General features: G+C 38.2%; 17 protein-coding genes. 3 read left to right on the top strand and 14 right to left on the bottom strand.

Annotated elements, in window-relative coordinates; all coding sequences use genetic code 11:
- Positions 1–83 precede the first annotated feature (83 nt).
- The 7 genes from N693_RS0103050 to N693_RS20785 form a co-directional block, all read right to left on the bottom strand.
- Positions 84–2501 carry a heavy metal translocating P-type ATPase gene (locus tag N693_RS0103050; protein ID WP_025783308.1) on the bottom strand — a complete coding sequence of 806 codons (2418 nt, stop codon included), beginning with the start codon at positions 2499–2501 and terminating at the stop codon, positions 84–86.
- A gap of 126 nt (positions 2502–2627) precedes the next feature.
- Positions 2628–2828: a copper chaperone CopZ gene (copZ, locus tag N693_RS0103045; protein WP_081760029.1), complete on the bottom strand. Its 201-nt coding sequence runs from the start codon at positions 2826–2828 to the stop codon at positions 2628–2630.
- 74 nt (positions 2829–2902) lie between these two features.
- Positions 2903–3190 carry a metal-sensitive transcriptional regulator gene (locus N693_RS0103040; protein WP_025783306.1) on the bottom strand — a complete coding sequence of 96 codons (288 nt, stop codon included), beginning with the start codon at positions 3188–3190 and terminating at the stop codon, positions 2903–2905.
- 175 nt (positions 3191–3365) lie between these two features.
- Positions 3366–3641, bottom strand: a complete 276-nt coding sequence (locus tag N693_RS0103035) for a glutaredoxin family protein (RefSeq protein ID WP_025783305.1) — start codon at positions 3639–3641, stop codon at positions 3366–3368.
- A 421-nt stretch (positions 3642–4062) separates the two neighbouring features.
- On the bottom strand, positions 4063–5016 hold the full coding sequence (locus N693_RS0103030) for a cation diffusion facilitator family transporter (protein WP_025783304.1): 954 nt from the start codon (positions 5014–5016) through the stop codon (positions 4063–4065).
- Positions 5017–5107: 91 nt separating this feature from the next.
- Positions 5108–5443 (bottom strand): metalloregulator ArsR/SmtB family transcription factor, encoded by a 336-nt coding sequence (locus N693_RS0103025; protein ID WP_025783303.1) that lies wholly within the window; start codon positions 5441–5443, stop codon positions 5108–5110.
- 610 nt (positions 5444–6053) lie between these two features.
- Positions 6054–6155: a hypothetical protein gene (locus tag N693_RS20785; RefSeq protein WP_371257544.1), complete on the bottom strand. Its 102-nt coding sequence runs from the start codon at positions 6153–6155 to the stop codon at positions 6054–6056.
- A 463-nt stretch (positions 6156–6618) separates the two neighbouring features.
- Here N693_RS20785 and N693_RS0103020 point away from each other — a divergent pair, with 463 nt between their 5' ends.
- Positions 6619–7305, top strand: coding sequence for a hypothetical protein (locus N693_RS0103020; RefSeq protein WP_025783302.1), 687 nt, complete (start codon positions 6619–6621; stop codon positions 7303–7305).
- A gap of 110 nt (positions 7306–7415) precedes the next feature.
- Here N693_RS0103020 and N693_RS0103015 read toward each other — a convergent pair whose 3' ends face one another.
- Positions 7416–8261, bottom strand: a complete 846-nt coding sequence (locus tag N693_RS0103015; protein ID WP_025783301.1) for a pyridoxamine kinase — start codon at positions 8259–8261, stop codon at positions 7416–7418.
- Positions 8262–8464: 203 nt separating this feature from the next.
- On the opposite strand from N693_RS0103015, the gene N693_RS0103010 reads away from it, so the two are divergent.
- Positions 8465–9016: an ECF transporter S component gene (locus tag N693_RS0103010; RefSeq protein ID WP_025783300.1), complete on the top strand. Its 552-nt coding sequence runs from the start codon at positions 8465–8467 to the stop codon at positions 9014–9016.
- A 1118-nt stretch (positions 9017–10134) separates the two neighbouring features.
- On the opposite strand, the gene N693_RS20510 is transcribed toward N693_RS0103010, so the two are convergent.
- Entirely contained in the window at positions 10135–10263 is a 129-nt protein-coding gene (locus N693_RS20510; RefSeq protein ID WP_256378125.1) for a DUF3953 domain-containing protein, read from the bottom strand.
- Between the two features lie 664 nt (positions 10264–10927).
- Entirely contained in the window at positions 10928–11731 is an 804-nt protein-coding gene (locus N693_RS0102995; RefSeq protein WP_025783299.1) for an RDD family protein, read from the bottom strand.
- A gap of 115 nt (positions 11732–11846) precedes the next feature.
- Between N693_RS0102995 and N693_RS0102990 the strand changes: the two genes are divergently transcribed.
- Positions 11847–12827 (top strand): stage II sporulation protein M, encoded by a 981-nt coding sequence (locus N693_RS0102990; RefSeq protein WP_025783298.1) that lies wholly within the window; start codon positions 11847–11849, stop codon positions 12825–12827.
- On the opposite strand, the gene N693_RS0102985 is transcribed toward N693_RS0102990, so the two are convergent.
- Genes N693_RS0102985 through N693_RS0102970 form a run of 4 tightly spaced genes read right to left on the bottom strand, consistent with a single transcriptional unit; the run spans position 12805 to position 16830 of the window.
- Entirely contained in the window at positions 12805–14166 is a 1362-nt protein-coding gene (locus N693_RS0102985) for a DUF58 domain-containing protein (RefSeq protein WP_025783297.1), read from the bottom strand. The two genes, N693_RS0102990 and N693_RS0102985, sit on opposite strands and share 23 nt — an antisense overlap.
- The gene (locus N693_RS0102980) at positions 14117–15046 is read right to left on the bottom strand and encodes a MoxR family ATPase (RefSeq protein WP_025783296.1); all 930 of its coding nucleotides are present in this window, start codon (positions 15044–15046) and stop codon (positions 14117–14119) included. The genes N693_RS0102985 and N693_RS0102980 overlap by 50 nt, the downstream gene beginning before the upstream one ends.
- Positions 15009–16169, bottom strand: coding sequence for a DUF4350 domain-containing protein (locus tag N693_RS0102975; RefSeq protein WP_025783295.1), 1161 nt, complete (start codon positions 16167–16169; stop codon positions 15009–15011). The genes N693_RS0102980 and N693_RS0102975 overlap by 38 nt, the downstream gene beginning before the upstream one ends.
- 31 nt (positions 16170–16200) lie before the next feature.
- Complete coding sequence (locus N693_RS0102970; RefSeq protein WP_025783294.1) at positions 16201–16830, bottom strand: DUF4129 domain-containing protein; 630 nt, start codon at positions 16828–16830, stop codon at positions 16201–16203.
- Positions 16831–16847 lie beyond the last annotated feature (17 nt).

The raw sequence follows: 16847 nt of genomic DNA, 5'->3' as shown, positions 1-16847 counted from the left end.
GTCGATTTCCATCCCTTTTGTCTACAGTCTGAGAGCCTATTCTTACTTAGAAGGAATAAGCTCTTTTTGTTATTCTTTTTACGTTAATGTTTTAAATTCACTTTCTGAAGACGTAACGCATTCAACACAACAGACACCGAACTAAATGCCATCGCCGCCCCCGCAACCCATGGTGCTAATAAACCTAGTGCTGCAATAGGGATTCCGATTGTGTTGTAGAAAAATGCGAAAAATAGGTTTTGCTTTATATTACGCATCGTTTTACGACTCATAATAATCGCATCAGCTACACTATTTAGGTCTCCACGCATCAGTGTAATATCTGCTGTCTCAATTGCAATGTCGGAACCTGTTCCAACAGCCATTCCGATATTCGCCATTGCAAGTGCCGGGGCATCATTAATACCGTCCCCAACCATTGCCACTTTCTTACCTTGGTCTTGCAATTTTTTTATCTCTTCACTTTTTTGTTCTGGTAACACTTCTGCAATGACACGAGAAAGTCCGACTTGACGAGCAATTGCTTCCGCAGTTCGTTGGTTATCTCCTGTCAGCATGATGACTTCTAGACCCAATGCCTGCATTCTAGCAATGGCCTCTTTTGACGTTTCCTTCACTGTATCCGCTACTGCGACGACACCCGCAAGGTTATGATCAACAGCAATCAGCATCGCTGTTTTACCTTCACTTTCAAGCTTTTCCATAGCAGTATTCGAGTCTAAAATAGCAACCTTATACTCGTTCATCAATTTTCTCGTACCTACTAACACTTCTCTTCCACTAACCTGCGCTCGGATACCATAGCCCGGTAACGCTTCAAAATCAGTCACGTCAAGCAATGACAGCCCTTTTTCTTTCACGCCCAATACAATTGCTTGTGCCAAAGGATGTTCGGATTGATTTTCAGCAGTTGCCACTAATTGCAGCACTTCATCTTCTGTAAAGCCTGCTGTCACTGAAATATCTGTCAATGCAGGTTGACCTTTTGTCACTGTTCCCGTTTTATCCAACACGACAGTGTCAATTGAACGGGTATTTTCCAAATGTTCTCCGCCTTTAAATAGCAAGCCCATTTCAGCCGCTCTACCTGAACCGGCCATAATCGATGTCGGCGTTGCTAAACCTAACGCACATGGACACGCAATAACTAGAATCGAAATTGTTGGAATCAATGCCGAACGGAAATCGCCTGGTGTTACAATGAAAAACCATATTAGGAATGATGCAACCGCAATAACGACAACAACCGGTACAAAGATACCTGAAATTCTGTCTGCTAAACGTTGGATGTCAGCTTTCGATCCTTGCGCTTCCTCCACCACTTTTACAATTTGTGCTAATGCTGTATCTTTCCCAACTTTTGTCGCTTTGATTTGCAATGACCCATTCTTGTTGATTGTCGCACCGATGACCTTATCACCCGCAACCTTATCAACTGGAATACTTTCACCTGTAACCATCGATTCGTCGATGGCCGAACGTCCCTCAATAATTTCGCCATCCACCGGTATCTTTTCACCCGGCTTCACAAGAACTGTATCACCCGCGATAACTTCTTCAATCGGTAGTTCCATTTCAACTCCGGCTCTTAGAACTCTTGCAGTTTTAGCTTGTAAGCCTAACAACTTTTGAATCGCCTGACTCGTTTTTCCTTTTGCACGAACTTCAAATAACTTACCAAGTACGATTAATGTAAGGATGACAGCGGAGGCCTCAAAATATAACTCAGGGCTTCCAACTTTTCCATTACTCATCCATTCAATGGATAAATAAAGGCTATAGAAGTATGCCGCACTTGTACCGAGTGCTACCAATACGTCCATGTTGGCACTCTTATTACGTAGTGAATTAAACGCACCTTTATAAAACTGAGCGCCAACGATAAATTGAACAGGTGTCGCAAATGCAAGCTGCACCCACGGGTTCATTAGAATATGGGGCATGTATATAAATGATAAAAACTCAAAGTGTGCCACCATCGTCCATAGTAATGGAATCGTTAAAATCAATGAAAGGATGAACTTTTTTTCTTGTTTTTTGATTTCCTGTTCCTTGTGGTCCATTTTGTCTTTACTAGCTTGTTCAGGGATTAATTCATAGCCCATTTTCTTAACCGCTGTAATCATTTCGGTTGTTTCAACTTTTTTACTATCATATTCGACCGCAATCGTTTCAAGGGCAAAGTTAACACTTGCTTTGGAGACACCATCCATCTTACTAATTCGTTTTTCAATTTTCGTCGCACATGCCGCACAGGTCATACCTGAAATGTCAAAAGCTACTTTTTCTTGAACGACACCGTAACCAAGTTTTTCAACTCTTGCCTTAAATTCATTAACATTCGTCTTAGCTGGGTCATAGACGATCGTTGAGCGTTCCAAAGCAAAGTTGACGTTTGCTTTCTCAACTCCCTCTATTTTTGAGAGTCCTTTTTCAATGCGATTCGCACATGCGGCACAAGTCATGCCCGTAATTTGTAACGTTTTTTCTTCAGTTGCCATTTGTTTCCCCTCCAATACTGTATAGGGGTATATTTTTTTGAAAAAGAAGGATCATACTATAAAGTATAATCGTTTCTACTACTATATACCCCTATACGGTGTAGCAGACAGCCTACTATCTATTCGTTAAGCGATATCGTAACCCTGCTCTTCAATCGTTTCTTTGATTTGTGCAAAGGTGTTCTCATTATCAAATTCTACAGTTACTTCATTATTCCCAAGATCGACTTTAACTGTTGAAACACCTGCAAGTTCCCCTACACTCGATTCGATTGAGTTAACACAATGATTACAAGACATTCCTTCTACTTTTATAATTTCTTTCAAAATAATCTCCTCCTGTTTTTTTATTATCTTTAATTTACTATACCCCTGTTAGGTATGTCAAATCGAGTGCATTTTTACTTCGTCATTGTTTTCATAACGTCCATTAATTCTTTAATGGCCGCATCACCATTCTGACCTTTAATGGCACTCACTACACAGTGATGGGTATGATCTTCTAACAAGGCTAAAGAAACCTTGTTCATAGCCGACTGAATCGCGCTAATTTGATGTAAAATATCTACACAATAACGATCATTCTCAACCATCTGGTGCACGCCTCTTACTTGCCCTTCTATACGTTTTAGTCTGTTAAGAAGCTGTTGCTTATTTGGCTGTACTGTAGTCTTTGATGATTCTGACAAATGTCTCACTCCTTATTGTCCATGAATACCCCGCCCCCCTATGCTAACAACTTTTTTTCAGTAGGTCAATTAATAAGTTTTCAATACAAAATAGACGTTGAATTGAGATGGTCACCATTGAATGAATCCTCTGCAACCTTGATTGATACTGTGGGAAAGCCTTCATAAGTATCCATCATATCTTCAATATATTTTTTATCTCATTGAAATTTTGTTCAAAACCAATGATAACTTTTGGTTTATTCAACAAGCCTAGCATTGATTTATTTTTAAATACAAAAGCTGGTACAATTCTTGACCCAGCTATTTTGATGAGCTCTAGTTCTTTCTCTGGATCTTTGGACAAATCATAGCTGATGTAGGGTATATTGTTTTTTGCTAGAAACGCTTTTGCTTCTTGGCAATCTGAACAAGTCGGTCTCGTGTAAAGCTCAAATTGAACTTCCTTCATAAGTCATCACCTTTCATCTATTTATCGAAATCCATTTTTTATTTTGTTCGTTTTACAATATAATACAACCAGGGGGTATTATATAGATAAAAAATAGATGCCTAATGTCATTCGTTTCCGTCTTTGACTTTGACTTTTCAAACTAAGTTCATTAATAGTATCATCTACTATTTCTTAACCTTTTATTACATCGTAATAATATAAATCCTTCTCAATCATTCATTTAAGAACAACAATTCGTCCACAAAATCACTTCAGTAACGTCTTCTTCATCTGTTAATTGGACTCGTTACCGATAACAAGCCTCCCCTCCAGACAAGACTATACCATACCCCTCTATAGTATGTAAAATATTTCATAATGCTTTCAATTTCATTTTTCAAACGCTTCACATAGTCAGTCTCAATCCGCTATTTTTAAATTAATGATGGTGATGGTCGTGAGGACCGGGTTCTGCAGTTTTCATATTACATAAAATCGAATTGTCGTGCTTATGCGCAGATGTTTCCAATTGAACTGTAATATGATGAATGCTCTTATGCTCAAGTTCATGTTCGATTACACGTAGCATTTTCTCTCCTTCTGCAACTGCCATTTTATCATCAACGACTACATGACAGGAAAGTGCATTTAAACCACTTGTAATCGACCAAACGTGTAAATCATGAACACTTTTAACGCCTTTTGTTTTTTGAATTGTTTGAATCACATCGTCCATATCAACATTTTGCGGTGTACCTTCCATAAGTACATGAAGTCCTGCTTTCGCGACGTAGTAACCACTTCGTAAAACAAGTCCAGCTACGATAACACTCGCTAAGGGATCTGCCCAGCCCCACCCTAAGAACATTATCAGTAGTGCAGCAACAATGGCACCAACAGAACCCAGCATATCACTAATGACATGCAGATATGCCCCCCGCATATTTAAGTTCTCTTCAACATCCCCACCACGCATCATAATCCACGCAACAAGCACATTCACAGCTAGGCCAATACTACTGATAATCAGCATTCCTGTAGTGGCAACTTCAGGTGGATTTGCAAAACGCTGGACTGCTTCATAGAATATAAATAAAGCAATTACGATTAGCGTCACCCCATTAAATAAGGCTACTAAAATCTCAAAACGCTTATAGCCAAACGTCTTACTTTTACTCGCTAACTTTTCTCCAAATTTGAATGCAAGTAATGCAACCCCTAGTGAAATCGTATCACTTAGCATATGCCCCGCATCTGCTATAAGGGCAAGACTGTTTGTTAAGTAGCCCCCTATCGCTTCTACTAACATATAACTCGCAATCATAAAAAACGAGATTAATAATACTTTTTTATTTGCACCATGTGTGTGATCGTGTCCGTGGTCATGCCCCATATATATTCCTCCTAAGTTATTTTATTTTAAAACGAATCTCTCATTAAAAGGGGACTTCACCCCCTACTAATGAGGGATACCAGGAATCCACCTAATTATGCTTGGCGTGATCAATCGCTTGCATTAATAAATTCATAATGTGATGGTCGTCTTCTGAGTAATACAACGTTGTCCCCTCTCTTCTAAATTTGACTAATCTTAAATTTTTTAAGAAACGCAATTGGTGAGATACAGTCGATTGGCTCAACTTTAAATTATTTGCAATATCATTCACGGAGTGTTCCTTCTTACATAATAGGTTTAAAATACGAATTCTTGTTGGATCACCCAGCGCCTTGAATGTTTGTGATACTACAAATAACGTTTCTTCGTCTAGCTGTTGAATATCTTCAACAAGTGACTTCTCGTCTTTGTTTTCTTCACTCAATTAATCATTCACCTCCAAAAAACAATAATATACGTGGCACAAGTATCTCGTACCCGTATCATAGCCGAAAAACAATTAGTGCTTATATGAACACATACTCATATAATCCAAATGTATCCTTAAATATAATGTACGTCAATACTTAAGGTTTACACACGTAGATGCTGGCACTCAAACAAACATGATGAATAAAAAATACACATTCATTTGTCACAAAATACATGTGATATTAGTGTTAGGTGTCTCTTTAAAATCTCTCCGGAAATAAGGGGGTGAAGAATGAGCCCCCTGCCACTGCACATTACAAATTTAATTCATTTTATAATACCGTCCGAGTTTGTGCAGGCATCTTCATAAATCATGGGCATTAATTCAAGAAATTTTACAAGCAAAAATCATCTCACTGAAAACCAACACTAAAGATGTTGGACCATAGAGAACGCTTAGGGGCATTTATAGATCTATTTGAACGATATGTTTTCTAATTGTTCTTCGGGCTGTTTTTTATTGATCACTCATGTAGAGTCCTGTCATTTAGATGACTCTGAACATCTAATTACCCGTTGACATATACTTATAGACAACTGCACAAATAAAAAAGCAACGTCAATTATCTAACGTTACTCCTTGGTTTTATAATACTTTTTAATAAACTCTTTTTCTTGTTCAATAGTCGTATACCTGTTGCTCCTCTAATCGTTCCGCCCTGCATATTCCATATGTGGTTATGATCTCGATCTACTTGAATAAAATCACATTAACTTCAAGTGCTTTGAAATGAGCAATCACATAACAAAAATAAGTAAAAAGGTACCCAATCGGTTTTCTGTATAAAACCTTTTTAGTTTTTTTAATTAGTAATTCTTTTTCGTGGTAGTTGATCAAACCCACCTTTTCGCAACTATAAAACAAAGGAAAAAAGGCGGGGAGGATCTTCTTCTCTTTTTTGAATAGGATTTTAGAAAGGCTAGAGGAAATATGTAAATTTTTTCTACCGAATATTTTACATATACCATAACCTTACTAATCGAAACCGTTAGAATTTATATAGCCTCATATCTCCACTCTTTACGTGAAGTTTTTTTCAAACTTCCGAGAATCATTCACAACCACCAATTGTATTACACACGATGATGATTATTAGTTCATATTAATTTTTTTTGGAGGGATGAAAGGTGTGGCAAAATGAACAGAGATATTCCCCTTATTACCAACGTAATTGTTCAAACTTGGCTTGTTTAAATCCTTATTGCCAATGTGGGGAGACTTGTAAGTGTAATCATAGTCAACAATGTCATGAGGGATGGGGAACCCCCCTTCATGATAGGAAACAGAAAGGTAGTTTAAAAAGTTCTATGCGTTTAGTTTGGGAGCAACATGTATACTGGACGAGAATGACGATCATAAGCTTGGTTTTTAGTTTACCTGATGTCAATTCTACTACAAAACGTCTGCTCCAAAATGCTACAGATATGGGGGATTTACTAAAACCTTTCTATGGAAATAAAATAGCCGACATGTACAGCAATTTAATAAGGGAGCACCTGATAATTGCTGCCGAACTTGTCAAAGCAGCAAAAGTTGGAAATCAGAAAGAAGTAACAGCCTTAGAGAGAAAATGGTACGAGAATGGGGAAGATGTTGCCAAATTCCTAAATACAATCAATCCTTTTATTTCAAGAGATGAATTCCAAAAAATGTGGTTTGAGCATCTAGCTCTTACCAAACAGGAAGCAGTATTTATGCTACAAAATGATTTTGAATCAAGTATTGCTGTATTTAATATAATAGAAAAGCAAGCCCTTGAAATGGCTGACACAATAACGACAGGGATTGCGAAACAATTCCAACCGTTGTTGTGAAAGTGTTAGGTGCCTGTGCAAGAAACTTTCATGTTTGTTTAAACATTCATGATTGTTCCGCGCACAGGCACCTACTTTTTTTCACACAATCATCATTATAAGAGGAAAAGTTAAAGTAGCATCCGCAAATAAGATTCAAAGTTTACACCGGCAACTGTTGGAATACGCTCTTCTGAGGTCGACTGGATCGCGGCAGATAAAAACTTTTCTGCGAGCTGCAAGATCTCTACCGGATTTTGACCACGCATCATACCGCCCATCAGGACAGAGGCAAATAAATCACCCGTTCCGGAATAACTCTTACCGTTATATTCTTGAAGACTGTGATACGAGCGGGAGTCATCCATATACATATTGCCGACAAATCTTGTTTCTGAAAGGGCCGGCGGATTCAAACCGGTAATGATAACCTTGGCGTTCGTTTCTGACTGCAGCTGCCGGCCAGCCTCCTCAATGGCGGCAACATAATCCTCACTCGTCTGGTACATTTGCAGTTTGTCATACGACAGACCTGTCAGTAAACAGCATTCTGTCACGTTCGGTGTAATGACATCTGCCCGCTTCACCAGCTCCTTCATATAACCAATCAACTCTCTAGTAAACACATCATATAGCTGTCCCCTGTCGCCCATGACCGGGTCCACGAGAAGCATTGTCTCTTCCTTGTAGAAGGTATGTAAAAAAGAAAAGATATTTTCAATTTGCTCTTTTCCTGTCACGAAACCTGTATGTATACCATCAAATGCAACGCCCATCTTGCTCCACTCGTCTGTAAAATGAGTCATCCTCGATGTTAAATCTTCACAAAAATAGCTGGGGTATTCTGTCTGAGACGTCAAAATGGCAGTCGGCAGAGGGACTGCCTGTACCCCCATGACAGATAATACCGGAATAGCTGCTGTGAGCGAGCACTTTCCAAATGAAGACATATCTTGGATGATCGCAACTTTTTTCAATAGAACTCCCCCCTAACTCTTCAGTACTTGCACTTCTTCCATCGTACCATAAGAAAGGGAAAGCAAGAATATATAGAATCTCCATCTCTTCCACTCATAACTGACCTCTAACAATTTAATAAAACTGGCACTGTTTCAATGGTCAGCTATTCAGTAAACTAAAAAGTATCAACATTCTATAAAGCAAGGAGATGAATGTCCGTATGCAAACGGTACAACAACAAGCAGCGACTCAGTTACGTACAAAAACTATGGATTTGGTTCTGACAGCCATTTTGTCGACCATCGTATTAGTGTCCACTGTCTTCATTAACATCAAGCTTCCGATTGGACAAGGTGGCCTCATCCATTTAGGCACAGGCGCACTGTTCACCGCCGCGATTCTTTTCGGCCCGAAAAAGGGAGCGCTTGCCGGAGCGATCGGCATGGGCTTATTCGATATCTTCGGCGGCTGGATCATCTGGGCGCCCACGACTATCATCGCGAGGGCTCTGCAAGGCTATATCGTGGGGAAAATTGCATGGTCGAATGGCCACCGGGGAGAGAATAGCAAACTCAACATCCTCGCAGCCGTCGCCTCCACACCCGTCATGCTCGCCGTTTACTACATCGGACAAGCCATCATGTACAACAACTGGGCGGCACCACTGGCATCCATACCAGGTGACCTTATTCAAAGCGCAGTCGGTTTGCTGATTGCCATCCCTCTGTGTATCACTTTGAAGAAAACACCATTCTTTCGGAATAGATTTTAACGCAATAAGCAGCGAAGTGAACCACATTATTATTACGGGGATGCCATACGTTCTTGTCATCTTCTTGCGTAATGGATTAAGCGTACATTAATTCTTGTCTCATTTTCAGCCATCCCGCCTAATTATTGTATTTTTTTAACATACAATAATATTGAAAAACGAGGAGATAAATGTACTTACTCCTTCTTGCAGGCTTTCACTATTTCACTAACCTATCCTCTTTTTTTGCTCATGCAATCAACGATGAAGTAAGAGAGCCCAACTATCTTCAATCTATTTTCTATGGGCACGTTGAATAACAAGTATTAGGTGTCTGTGCAAGAAACTTTCATGAATGTTTAAACACCTATTTTTAACTTGGCAGCTTATTTTATAGACTCATTTCAATTCAGACGACACGCGGTCGTATGGAACAATGTTTTTTAATCAGACACCCCGGCTAAAATTGATAATACTTAATGTTTTAAAAAGAATGAGTTAAGAAAGTAATGGAATTATAGAATATTGAAGTTAACCAATTCGTTTGACGAGCCCTACTTCGAAATACACGAAGTCCATTATGACGAGAATAACAATCCTTACGCATGGGGGAAAGCCATAATCTATTAGTTGATGATATAGTCGAGGAATTGGAAGAGTCCTTTGAATTTATGAGATCAGCCTTTAAAATGCCTGTATTGAAAGTAGTCGAAGGTAAATTAGTTGAACTGCTAGAAGATGAATAAGAATACTTACCACCTGTGCTTCACCAACTCGAACAGTAATCTGAGTTGTTCTGGAGTTGTGTCTAACAAAGGCAGCTTTTTTAGAACACGAAGAAACACCGAATCTGCTATCAGTCTACAGATTCGGTGTTTTCACTTTTCATTACTTCCCAGGAGGACAAGGACGAAACTTTATGTACCAATACCTTGCATGGTGTTTGTATACCTACTTATACAATGTAAACTTATTCAATTGTACTAACGACTAAAATTAAACTTGAGTACTATACATCAAAAGAGGAGGCATCTGCCCCTCTCTTTTTTAACTCAACTTATCCTCGCAGCAGCAATGAAATAAAGTAAGAACTTTATGGCTTAGGTTATTCCTCATTCAGCTCCCATTTGTGGTAAAAGTCAAAAAGTATAGATTGAAACGAAAAAAATAAATGTAGAAGCAATTATACTCATTATTGCATTCGTCTTTTGCTTTCTTTGGAACTCAGAAATTCCTATAACAAGCATGAACAACCCCAATGCAAACATCATGTAAGACATTAGCGAAAAGTCTTTAGTGATTAGGCTATAACCCGATAATGTGATTACAACTATTGCTAGAGTAAAGTTTATAATCTTAAGCACGATTAACCTCCATTTCATCTTACGCCATACAACAAAATGGCCCTTTTCAGGAACAGTTCATTTTCCGCAACTACCACCATTAGCTTAACAATTTCAATTCAAGAGTTATAGCCAAATGATATTATAAATATCATTGCTATCAAAGATGCAACGATAAAAATTGTAGAAATTAAAGTTATAATTGCGGATAAACTTTGAGGTATGTTGGTACGATTTTTCCAAGTAGCTACCAACAGGAAAACACTCAGTAAAATTATGATAAGAAAAAATGATAAGAATGCAGAACGCTCTTTAATCATCTACCACAAATCCATTTCGTCTGATCCTCTCCAATTACTCTTAACTCAATCGTTTAGCCCGTTTGCGGCATAAAGACTTTATTAAGAATTAGTCGAGATTATAGAGCAAGTTTAGCATTTTACATTTCTGAAAAGTATATTTATTAACATTGATTATCCTGAAGGTATGAAGTGGTTAGGTATTGTCACTCACTGTTACACTCTATCTCACCTGGTGGTGAAAAACATGTCACGAGTGGTACATTTCATTGGCTACAATATAGCTGAAATCAAAGTTCATATGCCCATTCTTCACTCAAAATTAAGTAAAGAACAAGTAGCGTATTTTCTAATTCTAAATTGCTTTTTCCTGAGACTTCTAATCCAAATTTCGGAAGTAAGAGATTTGCTACTTTTTTCGTAAGCTCAGAGCGTTCGTTTTCGGACAATTGAGTGAGTCGATTACTATACGTCTCAATAAGTTTCCAATCTTTTTGTCCAATTGACCTTAAAACCCATTCTTCAATAACAAGATCCTCTTTTGCGAGTCCCTTCCTAGCAATTTCTTTTTCAATAGGAGTTTGTTTGTTTTGTCTTTTTGTTTGTCGTTCATGTACAACAATCGTTCCTGCAACTAAATCTCCAATTCTTTTATGTTTCGAATGAAAGAAAACGAGCACAATCCCCAAAAAATATCCAGCAGGTAAAGAGTCAATAACTCTAAGAAAATTGCGGATAAAGCTTGATAGTAGTGTTAAGCTATGTCCATTTTCTTGGATTGCTCGAATCCCGAGAATTCTTTTACCAATAGTTTTCCCACCCGAAAAGTACTCCATAATCACAAAATACCCTGTGTTGACGATAAAAAGACCAAGAATTGCAAGGCCTAATATAAGCGAGTCCATTCCCGCAAAGGCGAAAAAATCTATATCTCTCGTAAAAAGAATGGCCAAAACAATGAGAACTGAAATATTAACAACCATTAAAATTAGTTGATCAATAATAAATGCCGCGCTTCTGCTACCGAGTCCTGCGAGCTGAAACTGAAGAGTTACGAATTCTGGTGTTTTGATACCAATTCTTTCGTCATTCATAGTATTTCACCACTTTCAATATGTAGTTTCATCCATAAATTTCTAAGTATCTGCTATACTGTATATTCGGAACACACGTAAAATTGCACTCATACTACATGAAGAAGGTGTAAAAATGAACATCAATCAATTTGTGAAACTGCATCGTGAAGATTGGAGTAAACTTGAAAACCTAGGGTCTGAATTGCATAAAGGTAAATCCAATTTAACAGGTGAAAGAATTGACCAGTTTTATGAATTCTATCAAAAGTCTGCTCAGAATCTTTCCTACGCTCAAACATACTTTCCAAATGAAGAAGTAACGATGTACTTAAATGAACTTGTATCCAAATCACATAATTTGTTATATAAAGACCAAATATCGAGCATGAAACAAGTTGGTAATTTTTTAAGTACAACATTTATTCGTTTGTTTTTAGAACAATGGAAGTTTATTCTTGTCGCATTTCTTTTGTTTACACTAGGTACTTTAGGTAGTTTCTTTGCTGTTCTCAACGACCCTCAAACGATGTATTCGATACTTCCTGCAGAAATAGCACAAGGAGTTAATCCCGATCAGCTTGGCGGCGATGAGATGGAAGTGAATTCTTCTGTAATGTCTTCCAGTATTATGACAAACAATATTCAAGTAGGGATACTCGCTTTTGCCGGGGGTATCACATTCGGGCTAATAACTGTATACGTCCTTATTTATAATGGTATTTTGGTCGGAGCCTTAGCTGCTATATTCTTTCATTACGATAAATCGTATGAGTTTTGGGCATTTATCGTACCACATGGAATGATCGAGCTTACAGCCATATTTATAGCAGGTGGAGCAGGTCTGTTAATGGGTTATAAGCTCTTTGTCCCAGGCAAGTTCTCCAGAGCCTACCAATTGAAAACACAGGCAAAGCGATCTGTTCAGTTACTAATTGGTACGATTCCCTTATTTATCATTGCCGGATTGATTGAAGGCTTCATCACTCCAGCATCAATACCATTAGAAGCAAAATATGCAGTTGCTATCATTACTGTGATTGGCTTAATTGTGTACGTATTGATTGGAAAAGTTTTTCTAGACAGAAGAGAATCTATATCAAGTTTCGATTCATAATATCAATATAATGTGAAACTGCTGCTACTGCTAAGTTTTCTTCACGGGCCTCAATCATTTGAAGGCCTTTTTTTTCCCATTTCAATTTCCTTTTTTTCTTTAGAAGCAGTTGTTGTTGAGCAATGCTTTTCACCATTGCGGTTTGTACATCCACCGGTTCTTCATTGATGCGATTATAAAGGGCTGTGTCCTCAATGCCAATCATTAAAAACATATGGCGTCTTCTAAGTCTTTGCAAATAGGCTAGCGCACTTTCCTCATGAAGAAATGAGCGAACATCACTAAAGAGTAATAGTAGACTTCTTTTCTTTTGCATGGTTTCTAAATAAATGAGAACAGCAGCATAATTCGACTCAGCAGCATCCACTTCAAGAGAGTAAATTGCTTGGAGAATCGTTTGCAAATGAGGTATTCCTTTTGCGGGTGGTACAAATACTTTAACTTCTTTTGAAAAGGCTAGAACAGAAACGTAATCCCCTTTTTGTAAAGCTGCCGCCGCAACAGTTAGAGAGGCTTCCATTACTTTTTCAAGACGATTTCCATTCTTTAATTCCGCACCCATCATTCTTCCGCAATCGATTAAAATGGTTACATATTTTCCATGTTCAGGTTCATATTCATTGGTCATCACTTCTTGCAGTTTGGCAGTTTGCCGCCAGTTAATCATCCGTGGGTCGTCGCCCACTCCGTAGTTTCGAATCTGGGCAAATTCTCCTGCGCCGCGTTGTTGTTTACGGATCTTTGAACCCTCGTACAATAAAAATCGTTGTGCATTCCCCAAATAGCTTTTCGTTTCAGTTAAGTCTGGAATAACTTTTACGAAATCGACCAACGAAACTGTTTTTTGCTTTGCCCAAAGACCTAACTTGCTTGTATAACGGCAGTGGAGTTGCTCTATTTTGTAGTTTCCTCGTACAGAAGCGTTTGTTTCATAACATACCTGCACTGCAGTCTCTTTTGCTATTTCTCCTTTAATTGGAAAAGAACTTTTAAAAGATTGTGGAATTCCATCTACAAGAAGAAAATTGAAGGCATGCTCTGAAGTATTGTCCACTTCAATATCGACTGTATAGGAAAGGTTTCTTTCCAGTTCTTTCTCAATTGTACGTTTGAAATGAACTTGGTTTTTCTTTGGGGAATACAACAAGTCCAACAAACTTCCAAATAGAATAAGAAGATTCATGACAATGAAAATGCCCCAATCCATGTCGAAGAGACTTCCGAGCGTGATTAAAGCAATAGATAGTACGAAAAAAATAATGAGTAATCGTTTCGTTGGTACGATTCCACTACCTTGGAATAGGAATCGCCCCCACAAGTTCTTCGATGATTTGGTCAACAGCCGTTCCCTCCAATTCTACATGTGGAGATAATTGAATTCGATGTCTTAAAGATGGCTTGGCAACGATTTTAACGTCGTCAGGTGTTACGTAATCACGACCTTCTAAATAAGCCCATGCTTGTGCAGCTTTACCGATTGAAATACCTGCACGAGTACTCGCTCCGAAACGAATGGATTCTGTTTCTCTCGTTTTTCGTAAAATCTGCATAACATAATCGAGCACACCATCACCGAGTGTTACTTGTTCAATTTCATGCTGGATTGTTAAAAACGTTTCCATGTCGAGAATTGAAGAGACCGATGTTCTGTCAAAACTTTTTTCGATTATTTGTTTTAATATGTCTTTTTCTTCATTGAACGAAGGAAAGTCAATAAGAAGTTTAAACAAGAAACGATCTTGTTGTGCTTCTGGTAATGGGTAAGTACCTTCAAATTCAATTGGGTTTTGAGTGGCTACTACGAAAAATACATCGGGTAACGGATACGTTTTCCCTTGGATGGTAACTTGTTTTTCTTCCATTGCTTCTAGTAGTGCTGCTTGTGTTTTTGCGGGTGTCCGGTTAATTTCATCAGCTAAAAGGACATTCGTGAAAATCGGTCCTTTTAACGTTTCAAAAGAACCTTCTTTCATGTTGTAAATCATGCTTCCTGTAATGTCACTTGGTAGTAAGTCGGGGGTAAATTGTATTCTTCTAAAATCACCGCCAAGTAAATTTGCCAATGTTTTAACCATTTGCGTTTTTCCAGTCCCCGGTACTCCTTCTAGTAATACATGCCCGCCTGACAAAACAGCAGACAATAAAAGTCTAAGTGTAGTACTTTGGCCAAAGACTCGTTCTTCATATTTTTCCAATAAGGTTAATAGATGCATTCTCATTTTTGTCTACCTCTTTCCGAATGGTCTCTAGCTTTTTCGACCAATATAAGTAGTCTTGTTTGGTTACCTTTTCTTTACTTAGCATGGGAGTTAGCCCAATGAGCATCTCCTGTATTTCATCTTTGTGAAGATGAGGGCATTTTTGTTCGAAGTGATCTGTCAGGTTTTCCCATTCCATTGTATAAGGAATCCGCCAACGTTCTTGTAACAACGTTTTTACATAATCAGCTTGGATGACCAATGAGTCATGATAACGACGCCCCTTGAGGTACCAAGCAGCCAATGCTCGAAGACCTTCATCACTGAAACGAACTGTTTCTTCTCTAGGAATGAAAACCGGTCCAAATCGTTTTCCAAGAACCCATAGCCATAGGAGTGTTAACACTGTTCCTTGTACTAGTAAGAGTAAAAACCATCTTGGATAAATGGTGAAAAAAATCGATGCACTATCGCTACTATGTATATATTCGTCAAACAAAATCGTTTTAGAATTCACTTCATTTAGAAGTGATAGAATAAGGGCTAGGTGGTCATCTGTTAATAGTTCACTATTTATCATCCAGTTTGGTGAATTCGCAACGATTAAATTCCCCTTACCGAAAGAACGCTGCAGTGCAATAGTTCCCAATTCGTCTGAAAGTAAAACTTCATCATCAGATTGTTCAAGGAGTCGAATGGATTCAAGGAGTTCGGCTGAATAGGTCCTGTTTGCTTTATCGACTATAAGACCTTCATTTGTATCGACAGGCTCGGTTTCCAGTTCGAACATTCCTTTTGGGTTTTGTTTAAGTAATAGAATGGTATTTCCAGAATTCATGAATTCTTTGTATGCACCAATTTCTTCAGTAGTTGGAATGAAATAAGGCTCCAACATAATGAGTAACTGATTTTCAGACGTTGTAGATAAATCACTTGGAGATTCTGTCCATCTTTTGACGCTTTCCTCACTCTTCTCTAAGTACGTATAGAATGCTTTTACTCCTGTGGGAGAAGGAGAGTCAGAAGCGAAAATTGGATACTCTTTTAGTTGGTCTTGCACTAGAAGGTATCGAGAGAAGAGCAGGACAATTAAAAAAAGTGACAGTCCGATCCAAGTTTTTGGGGTCAATCTTTTTTTTTGCAAACTAATCTCCCCTCCTTTCTCATGAATAATTTTATTCAACGGATTCACCTAAAGCCTCCATTACCTTTATCCGAAATTCCTTATATTCATCGATTTGAACTTCTCGTTCTCCATACGTAACTTCATCAAAGAATCGAGCAATATGATAGAATTGATTGGCAGATTGCCGATTTACTTTTTTGAGCTCTTCATAATACTCCCAGTTGGTCTTCCAAATACGTGCTTCCACCCATTGTTTTCCATGAAAATAAAGAAGGATTGCTAAAAACATATGGTGAGTTGCAGGCGTGAGTCTATTCAGATCTTCTTGTTTACTCGCTTCAGTCAAGTGCATCTGAAAAGACCAATCGATCTCCTTCATGGATTGTAGAGGTGTTTTAGAGTGAACTATTTGTCTGCGCTTTCGTTTACGAACAAAATAAACCAAGGCGATAGCAATGAGAATAATCATGACGAAAATAACAATCGCCAAAATGGGCCCAGCAATCATGCTCGTCTTCTCCATAGAAGGAAAAAGACGCTCCAAAAAATCAACAAACCAAGCTTTAATCCTCTCCCATAAAACCGTGAAGAAATTCGTTTGCTGGTCTGTATAAATTGTATACTCTTTCTTACTTAAAATGTTTTCCAGTTCGCCTTTTGCGTTCTGTACATTATCCATAGAAGATCATCCTTATA

This window comes from Sporosarcina sp. D27 (assembly GCF_000586555.1).
Classification (GTDB): domain Bacteria; phylum Bacillota; class Bacilli; order Bacillales_A; family Planococcaceae; genus Sporosarcina.
Note: the sequence above shows the minus strand (reverse complement) of the source record. Positions and strands in the feature narration are given on the sequence as shown.

Excerpts from the sequence above, each read along its gene's own strand:
- N693_RS0103050 (WP_025783308.1), bottom strand. The coding sequence starts at position 2,501 with ATGGCAACTGAAGAAAAAACGTTACAAATTACGGGCATGACTTGTGCC.
- N693_RS0103035 (WP_025783305.1), bottom strand. The coding sequence starts at position 3,641 with ATGAAGGAAGTTCAATTTGAGCTTTACACGAGACCGACTTGTTCAGAT.
- N693_RS0103030 (WP_025783304.1), bottom strand. The coding sequence starts at position 5,016 with ATGGGGCATGACCACGGACACGATCACACACATGGTGCAAATAAAAAA.
- N693_RS20785 (WP_371257544.1), bottom strand. The coding sequence starts at position 6,155 with ATGCAGGGCGGAACGATTAGAGGAGCAACAGGTATACGACTATTGAAC.
- N693_RS0103010 (WP_025783300.1), top strand. The coding sequence starts at position 8,465 with ATGCAAACGGTACAACAACAAGCAGCGACTCAGTTACGTACAAAAACT.
- N693_RS20510 (WP_256378125.1), bottom strand. The coding sequence starts at position 10,263 with ATGTTTGCATTGGGGTTGTTCATGCTTGTTATAGGAATTTCTGAGTTC.
- N693_RS0102995 (WP_025783299.1), bottom strand. The coding sequence starts at position 11,731 with ATGAATGACGAAAGAATTGGTATCAAAACACCAGAATTCGTAACTCTT.
- N693_RS0102990 (WP_025783298.1), top strand. The coding sequence starts at position 11,847 with ATGAACATCAATCAATTTGTGAAACTGCATCGTGAAGATTGGAGTAAA.
- N693_RS0102980 (WP_025783296.1), bottom strand. The coding sequence starts at position 15,046 with ATGAGAATGCATCTATTAACCTTATTGGAAAAATATGAAGAACGAGTC.
- N693_RS0102970 (WP_025783294.1), bottom strand. The coding sequence starts at position 16,830 with ATGGATAATGTACAGAACGCAAAAGGCGAACTGGAAAACATTTTAAGT.